Genomic DNA, 8,468 nt, shown 5'->3' on the forward strand with positions numbered 1-8,468 from the left:
TCGGGCGCGCCTTTCTTTGCTTGCTTTCTTTGGCAAGACAAAGAAAGTAAGTCGCCCCCGGCAGGGGGAGAAACAAGGGATGGACCCACACCATGAACACAGCACACCGCAAACCCCTCCCCGGCACACACCTCGACTACTTCGACGCGAGAGAAGCCGTCGAAGCCATCCAAGCCGGCGCCTACGACAAGCTCCCCTACACCTCCCGCGTCCTCGCCGAGAATTTGGTACGCCGCTGCGACCCGTCCACCCTCACCGCCTCGCTCAAGCAACTGATCGAGCGCAAACGCGACCTCGACTTCCCGTGGTTCCCGGCCCGCGTGGTCTGCCACGACATCCTCGGCCAGACCGCATTGGTGGACCTCGCCGGCCTGCGCGATGCCATTGCCGACCAGGGCGGCGACCCGGCCAAGGTCAACCCGGTCGTGCCGGTGCAGCTGATTGTCGACCACTCGCTGGCCGTCGAATGCGGCGGCTTCGACCCCGACGCGTTCGCCAAGAACCGCGCCATTGAAGACCGCCGCAACGAAGACCGCTTCCACTTCATCAACTGGACCAGGCACGCGTTCAAGAACGTCGACGTGATCCCCGCGGGCAACGGGATCATGCACCAGATCAACCTGGAGAAGATGTCGCCCGTCATCCAGGCGCACGACGGCGTGGCCTATCCCGACACCTGCGTCGGCACCGACAGCCACACGCCGCACGTCGATGCGCTGGGCGTGATCGCCATCGGCGTGGGCGGGCTGGAAGCCGAAAACGTGATGCTCGGCCGCGCCTCGTGGATGCGCCTGCCGGACATCGTCGGCGTGGAGCTGACCGGCCAGCGCCAGCCCGGCATCACCGCCACCGACATCGTGCTGGCGCTGACCGAATTCCTGCGCAAGCAGAAGGTCGTGGGCGCGTACCTGGAGTTCTACGGTGAAGGCGCGTCCAAGCTGACGCTGGGCGACCGCGCCACCATCTCGAACATGGCACCGGAATACGGCGCCACGGCGGCGATGTTCTCGATCGACCAGCAGACGCTCGACTACCTGCGCCTGACCGGCCGCAGCGACGAGCAGGTCAAGCTGGTCGAAACGTACGCCAAGACCGCGGGCCTGTGGTCCGACACGCTCAAGAACGCCGAATACGAACGCGTGCTGCGCTTCGACCTCTCCAGCGTGGTGCGCAACATGGCCGGCCCGTCGAACCCGCACGCGCGCGTGGCCACGACCGACCTCGCTGCCAGGGGCATCGCCGGCAGGTGGGAAGACACACCGGGCCAGATGCCCGACGGGGCCGTCATCATCGCCGCCATCACGAGCTGCACGAACACCAGCAACCCGCGCAACGTGATCGCCGCCGGGCTGCTGGCACGCAATGCCAACCGCCTGGGCCTCACGCGCAAGCCGTGGGTCAAGACCTCGCTCGCGCCGGGCTCCAAGGCGGTGGAGCTGTACTTGAAGGAGTCGGGCCTGAAGGAAGAACTCGAGAAGCTCGGCTTCGGCATCGTCGCGTTTGCCTGCACCACCTGCAACGGCATGAGCGGCGCGCTGGACCCGAAGATCCAGCAAGAGATCATCGACCGAGACCTCTACGCCACGGCCGTGCTGTCGGGCAACCGCAACTTCGACGGCCGCATCCACCCGTATGCGAAGCAGGCGTTCCTCGCATCCCCGCCGCTGGTGGTGGCCTATGCGATTGCCGGCACCGTGCGTTTCGATATCGAGCGCGACAGCTTCGGCACCGATGCCAACGGCAAGCCGATCCTGCTGAAAGACCTGTGGCCGACCGACGAAGAGATCGACGCCATCGTGCGCGCCTCGGTCAAACCGGAGCAGTTCCGCCAGGTGTACATCCCGATGTTCGAGCAACGCAGCGAAACGGCCGCCAAGGTGAGCCCGCTGTACGACTGGCGCCCGCAAAGCACGTACATCCGCCGCCCGCCGTATTGGGAAGGCGCCTTGGCCGGCGAGCGCACGCTCAAGGGCCTGCGCCCGCTGGCGGTGCTGGGGGACAACATCACGACCGACCACCTCTCGCCGTCCAACGCCATCCTGCCCAACAGCGCGGCGGGCGAATACCTCGCCAGGATGGGCTTGCCGGAAGAAGACTTCAACTCGTACGCCACGCACCGCGGCGATCACCTGACCGCACAGCGCGCGACGTTCGCCAACCCCACGCTCGTCAACGAGATGGCCGTGGTGGACGGCAAGGTGCAGAAGGGTTCGCTCGCGCGCATCGAGCCCGACGGCAAGGTCACGCGCATGTGGGAAGCGATCGAGACATACATGGAGCGCAAGCAACCGCTCATCGTCATCGCTGGCGCCGACTACGGCCAGGGCAGCTCGCGCGACTGGGCCGCCAAGGGCGTGCGCCTGGCCGGCGTGGAGGCCATCGTGGCCGAAGGCTTCGAACGCATCCACCGCACGAACCTGATCGGCATGGGCGTACTCCCGCTGGAGTTCAAGCCGGGCACCACGCGCCTCACGCTCGGCATTGACGGCACCGAAACCTTTGACGTGATCGGCGAGCGCAAACCGCGCACGGACCTGACGCTCGTCATCCACCGCAAGAACGGCGAACGCGTGGAAGTGCCCGTCACGTGCCGCCTGGACAGCGACGAGGAAGTGTCGATCTACGAAGCCGGCGGTGTGCTGCAGCGCTTTGCGCAGGACTTTTTGGAATCGAACAAGGAAGCAGCATGAGCCACCCCGCGCAAGTGAAGATTCCCGCCACCTACATGCGTGGCGGCACCAGCAAAGGCGTGTTCTTCCGTCTGCAGGACTTGCCGCCGGCCGCGCAACAGCCCGGCGCCGCGCGCGACGCGTTGCTCCTGCGCGTGATCGGCAGCCCCGACCCGTACGGCAAGCAGATCGACGGCATGGGCGGCGCCACGTCGAGCACCAGCAAGACTGTCATCCTGAGCAAGAGCACCCGCCCCGACCATGACGTGGATTACCTCTTCGGCCAGGTCTCGATCGACAAGCCGTTCGTGGACTGGTCCGGCAACTGCGGCAACCTGTCGGCGGCCGTCGGGCCGTTCGCCATCAGCAACGGCCTGGTGGACCCAAGCCGCGTGCCGGAAAACGGCACTGCCATCATCCGCATCTGGCAGGCCAACATCGGCAAGACGATCATTGCCCACGTGCCGATGACCAACGGCGCGGTGCAGGAGACGGGCGACTTTGAACTGGACGGCGTGACCTTTCCGGCGGCGGAAGTGCAGCTCGAATTTCTCGACCCGGCTGCCGAAGAGGAAGGCGACGGCGGCGGCGCGATGTTCCCTACCGGCAACCTCGTCGATGACCTGGAGGTGCCCGGCGTGGGCACGCTCAAGGCGACGATGATCAACGCGGGCATCCCGACCATCTTCGTCAACGCAGAGGCCATCGGCTACACCGGCACCGAACTGCAGGACGCCATCAATGGCGATGCGAAGGCGCTGGCGATGTTCGAGACCATCCGCGCGCACGGCGCGGTGCGCATGGGGCTGATCAACAGCATTGAAGAAGCCGCCACGCGGCAGCACACGCCCAAGGTGGCGTTCGTCGCACCGCCGAAGGACTACGTGGCATCGAGCGGCAAGAAGGTCGGCGCAGGCGATGTGGACCTGCTGGTGCGTGCGTTGTCGATGGGCAAGCTGCACCACGCGATGATGGGGACGGCAGCGGTCGCCATCGGCACGGCGGCGGCGATTCCGGGCACGCTGGTCAACCTGGCAGCGGGCGGTGGACAACGCGGTGCCGTGCGCTTCGGGCATCCGTCGGGCACGCTGCGCGTCGGGGCGGAGGCCAAGCTCGTCGACGGGGAATGGACCGTCACCAAGGCCATCATGAGCCGCAGTGCGCGCGTGCTGATGGAGGGGTGGGTGCGCGTGCCGGGCTGAGCGTTGCCGACAAAAACGCCGTTCAGCGCCAACGCATGAACGGCTAGGAGAGGGCCAGCCATTGCTGGCCCTTTTCGCAGGATGCGGCTCAGCGCGACAGCGCGCCGCCCACGGTGGTCAACGCACCACCCACCGCACCCGTGACGGGTGACAGCGGCGTGGTGGCCCCCGTCGACGTGACCGACGAGCCGACGCTCGTCACGAGCGAACCGATGGGGGCGGTGACGCCGGTGGTGGGAGTCGTCCCGCCCAGCGCGCCGGTCACGGCCCCGAGCGGGTTGCTGCCGCCCGTGGCACCGCCCAGTGCACCGGTGATCGGCGCCAGCGGGCTGGCCGTTGTGCTGCCGCCCGACAGCGGCCCGCCCAGGGCGGCCACCGTGTTGCCCGTGGCCGTCACCACGCCCCCCAGGTTCGACACCACCGGCGCGTTGGTCGCCGTGAGCGATGTACCGACGTTGGCCACGCCGCCGCCCACCGTCTGCAGCAGGTTGGTGGCCGGCGCACCCAGGCCCGTGGTGTTGCCCAGCGTCTGCGTGGCGTCGGTCACCTGCGAGGTGAGCGGCACCACGGCCGAGCTCAACTGCTGCGTGACCTGCTCCACTGGCCCCGTCGACAGCGACGTGCCCAGCGTGCCGCCCGCCTTGGCCACCGCCTGGCCGACCTGCGACACCGCGCCACCCACCGGCGAAGTGACCGGCGACAGCGGCTGCAGCGGCCCCGTGCCGAGGCTGTTCACCAGCCCGCCCGTCGCCGTGACGGTGTTGCCGACCTCCGTGACGACGTTGCCCGTGCTCGACACCGTGGTGCCGATCGGGTTCGGGTTCGTGCCGATGCTGCCCAGCCCGGACTGCACGCCCGTGCCCAGCGCAGACACCGTGTTGCCGGCCTTGTCGATGACGTTGCCCAGGGCCGACGCGCTCGGCACATTGGTGCCGCCCACGGTGGTGCCCAGGCTGCTGACGGCATCGCCCGTGGCTGTCAGCACGCCGCCGCTCTTGTTGGCGATGGTGCCGGTGGGTGTGGTGGACGCGGTGGTGCCTGTCCCGCCCGTGCCGCCCGTGCCGCCCGAGCCGTTCGACCCCGAACCGCCACCGCCGTTATTGGCCGAGCTGCCGCCGCCGTCCGTGGTGCCGCTCATGTCGCCCGAGCCCGAACTGGCGCAACCGCCCAGCACCAGCAACCCGGCCACAAGGGCTGACACCAAGGTCCCTCGTTGGATTTTGTTCATGTCCGCCTCCTGTTTGAAATGCATGCTCGAAATAATGCGAGACCCTGCCCTGCCAAGTGTTTTTCTGCATGCCGCCATCGATTAATACGCGGCATGTTCAAACCGAGTCTATTAACTGGACCCGGGGCGATTGCAAACATTGTCAAACGCCGAAAAGCCTTTGCTGATGCGGCATCGGCACATGCACCCGCTGCCGGTAGAGGTCAAGCTACAGGAAACAGTGTTTTCCGGGTGCATCGTGTGCCGATTATGTTTGGAGGCCAGGCTCTAAACTACCCAGATTGGGTTAAATCCATTCGGCCTTATCGGGCAGCCGGACGCACAAATGGCAGCCGCGGGAACCGGAAAACCGGAGTGCGAGGCGGAATGGCCGGATCAAAATGGTGGCGCTCGATGACAATGCCGCGCGCCGGCGCCTCCTCGATGAAGCGCTCGACCAGCTCGCGCACATCGGCATCGATGTAGTCCGCGCGCGCGGCATCGACGATGAGCGTGGCGCCGTTGGGCACCTGCGCCAGATAGCGCTTGAGCGGCACCTTGCCCATGAACGACACGTCCTTGCGAAACGACAGCAGGAAGTGGTCCTGGTGGCGCGCCATGACGATCGTGCGGCGCACGTTGGCGCGGATCGCCAGCGCAACGCTCAACGCGATGCCGATGAGGATGCCGACGAGCAGATCGGTCAGCAGCACGCCAACGACCGTGGCAATGAACGGGGCGAATCGGTCGACCCCCTGCCGCGCCACCGACGCGAACAAGGACGGCTTGGCCAATTTGTAGCCCGTGAAGATCAGGATGGTGGCCAGGCACGCCAGCGGAATGCGGTTGACGATGGCCGTCAGCACGAACACGCTCGCCAGTAACAGCACGCCGTGCACCACGGCAGACCAGCGGCTCTGCGCGCCGGCATGCACGTTGGCCGAACTGCGCACGATGACAGACGTGATCGGCAGCCCGCCCAGCGCGCCGGCCACCAGGTTGCCGATGCCCTGCGCCTTGAGTTCGCGGTCAGGCGACGCCCAGCGCTTCTTCGGATCGAGCTGCTCGACGGCTTCGAGACACAGCAGCGTTTCGAGGCTCGCCACGATGGCCAGCGCCACCGCCACGCGCCACACGTCTGGATTGCCGAGCGCGCCCAATGCCGGCGACGCCATCGCATCCAGGAACGCGCCGAACGATGCCAGTTCGGGCAGGTTCACCCGCTGCTCGCCCGACGGCGCGATGCCCGGCGCCACCGCATCGAGCAGCACCGTCACGCCGATCCCGAGCGCCACCACCACCAGCGGCGACGGCAGTGCCCGCACGAGTGCAAAGCGGCGCAGCGCCGGCGTATCCCAGCCGATCAGCACGGCGGCCGAAAGCAGCGCCACCAGCGTCGCCGTGGCAGACACGGCGCCCACCGGCGTGCTGAGCATGCCCGGGCCCGCCGCAGCCGGCCCCTCCGCCAGCCCGAACGCCAGCGGCACCTGCTTGATGATGAGCAGCAGTCCGATCGCCGCCAGCATGCCCTTGATGACCGAAGACGGCACATAGGCGGCAAAGCGCCCGGCGCGCAGCGTGCCGAAGAGAAACTGCAGCGCGCCGGCCAGGCCCACCGCCACCAGAAACGTAGAGAACCCGCCCAGCCTGGCGATGCCGTCAACCACGATCACCACAAGCCCGGCCGCCGGACCGCTCACGCTCAGTTGCGAGCCGCTGAGCAGCGCCACGACCAGGCCGCCGATCATGCCGGAGATGAGCCCCGCCAGCGGGTCGACGCCCGAAGCATTGGCAATGCCCAGGCACAGCGGCAGGGCGACGAAAAACACGATGACCCCGGCGAGCACGTCGCGCGGGGAGAATGCCGGTGAGGTGGATGTCTGCATGGCTATCGGTGTTGTCGGAAATGCGTACGCGCGAACGCCTGCCCGCGGGCGTGGCACCGCCGCGCCGGCATGCGTGAGGAGAAAACGTCAGGAGATGCGGCCGCGCAAAGGCAGCCGCGCTGGCTAGGCGATGGCCTCGGCGGGCATCAGGATGTCGCCGCGGGCCGCGTGTTCGGCATCGGGGTCGCCCGAAGCCAGCACGCGGATGCGCCCGTCCGCGAGGCCGAAGATCCAGCCGTGCACGCGCGGCGGCGGGTCGGCATCGCGCACGATGGGGCTCTCGCGCAGACAGCGCACCTGTTCGAGCACGTTGAGTTCGGCGAGCCGGTTCACGCGATCGTCCGGATCGGGCACCGCCGACAGCGCGCCGCGATGCCGGGCAGCCAGCGCGCACAGCGGCCCGATGCGGCGCGCCACATGCGGCAGCCCGTCGGGCGGAGGCAGCAGGGAAGCGCGCACGCCGCCGCAGCCCTCATGGCCGCACACGATCACGTGCGCAACCTTCAGGACGCGCACGGCATATTCGAGCACGCTCATCGTGTTGTCGTCGGCCGGACACACGAGATTCGCGATATTCCGATGGACGAATAAATCGCCCGGATTGGAACGGGTAATGGTTTCAGCGGGGACACGGCTATCGGCACAGCCGATCCATAACACTTGCGGTTGCTGGCCTTGTGCCAGCCGTGAAAAGAAATCGGGATCGCGCGCGACGGTTTCGTGCGCCCACGCGACATTCTCGACGAGCATGCGTTTCGGTCGATGCATTGAATACACTCCTGCGGAATCGGCTTGGCCGCTGCGAGGCTGAAAAACCCGTAAACCCAGATCTGAAGGGCTTCTACGTTGACGTTGCAGTGCAGCGGAACAGCTACGAAACGATCGTACGAGAAAGGTTCCCGCCGTGCCAATCTGGTCCCGATGCAATATCGGCGCGAGAACGCACTGATAATGTGCACACATCTGCAAGAGCGAATCACGACGATTATCTGCAAGCGCGAAACTGCGTGCAGTTATTGCATGGCCGAGTTATCTATCCTGAATATTCAAACCAGGGATTGGAAAATATTCCATCACAAGTGAATGACCGGAATCCCTTCAACGCCACCGGTTTGCCCGTATTTGGGGCGCGCTTTCTAAGCCGATCGACAGCTTGTGCGCAACTCAGACGTCGGCGGGCAACGGCAGGGTCATGCGAAAGCACGTGCCGCGACCAACCTCGCTGCGAGCCTCGATGTGGCCGCCATGCTTGCGCACGATGCCGTAGGAGATGGATAGGCCGAGCCCCGTTCCGAGGCCCACGGGCTTCGTGGTGAAGAACGGGTCGAAGATGCGGCCGAGGTGTTCGGGGCGGATGCCGCTGCCCGTGTCTTGCACCTCGACCCAGACGCTGCCGGCGTCGCGGCCCGTGCGCAGCGTGATGCGCCCATGCTCGTGGATCGCCTGACCGGCGTTGACGAGCAGGTTCATGAAGACCTGGCTCAGCTGCGACGGCATGCAGTCA

Annotated in this window: 6 protein-coding genes; 2 read left to right on the forward strand and 4 right to left on the reverse strand. The window is 66.7% G+C overall.

Going from position 1 to position 8,468, the window contains the following annotated elements:
* The first annotated feature begins 92 nt into the window (after positions 1–92).
* Both acnD and prpF read left to right on the forward strand, forming a co-directional pair.
* The gene (gene acnD, locus A6M56_RS08100; RefSeq protein ID WP_102079147.1) at positions 93–2,690 is read left to right on the forward strand and encodes a Fe/S-dependent 2-methylisocitrate dehydratase AcnD; all 2,598 of its coding nucleotides are present in this window, start codon (positions 93–95) and stop codon (positions 2,688–2,690) included.
* Positions 2,687–3,871, forward strand: coding sequence for a 2-methylaconitate cis-trans isomerase PrpF (gene prpF / locus A6M56_RS08105; protein ID WP_102079148.1), 1,185 nt, complete (start codon positions 2,687–2,689; stop codon positions 3,869–3,871). Before acnD ends, prpF begins: the two co-directional genes overlap by 4 nt.
* A gap of 88 nt (positions 3,872–3,959) precedes the next feature.
* On the opposite strand, the gene A6M56_RS08110 is transcribed toward prpF, so the two are convergent.
* The 4 genes from A6M56_RS08110 to A6M56_RS08125 all read right to left on the reverse strand — a co-directional run.
* The gene (locus A6M56_RS08110) at positions 3,960–5,099 is read right to left on the reverse strand and encodes a collagen-like triple helix repeat-containing protein (RefSeq protein WP_102079149.1); all 1,140 of its coding nucleotides are present in this window, start codon (positions 5,097–5,099) and stop codon (positions 3,960–3,962) included.
* A gap of 302 nt (positions 5,100–5,401) precedes the next feature.
* Positions 5,402–6,964 (reverse strand): SulP family inorganic anion transporter, encoded by a 1,563-nt coding sequence (locus A6M56_RS08115; protein WP_062738631.1) that lies wholly within the window; start codon positions 6,962–6,964, stop codon positions 5,402–5,404.
* 123 nt (positions 6,965–7,087) lie between these two features.
* Positions 7,088–7,732 carry a carbonic anhydrase gene (locus A6M56_RS08120; protein WP_045219269.1) on the reverse strand — a complete coding sequence of 215 codons (645 nt, stop codon included), beginning with the start codon at positions 7,730–7,732 and terminating at the stop codon, positions 7,088–7,090.
* 396 nt (positions 7,733–8,128) lie between these two features.
* The coding region (locus A6M56_RS08125; RefSeq protein ID WP_286758049.1) for a sensor histidine kinase at positions 8,129–8,468 on the reverse strand (340 nt) is incomplete at its 5' end.

Origin of the sequence: Ralstonia sp. RL (genome assembly GCF_001683835.1) — a bacterium.
Lineage (GTDB): Bacteria > Pseudomonadota > Gammaproteobacteria > Burkholderiales > Burkholderiaceae > Ralstonia > Ralstonia mannitolilytica.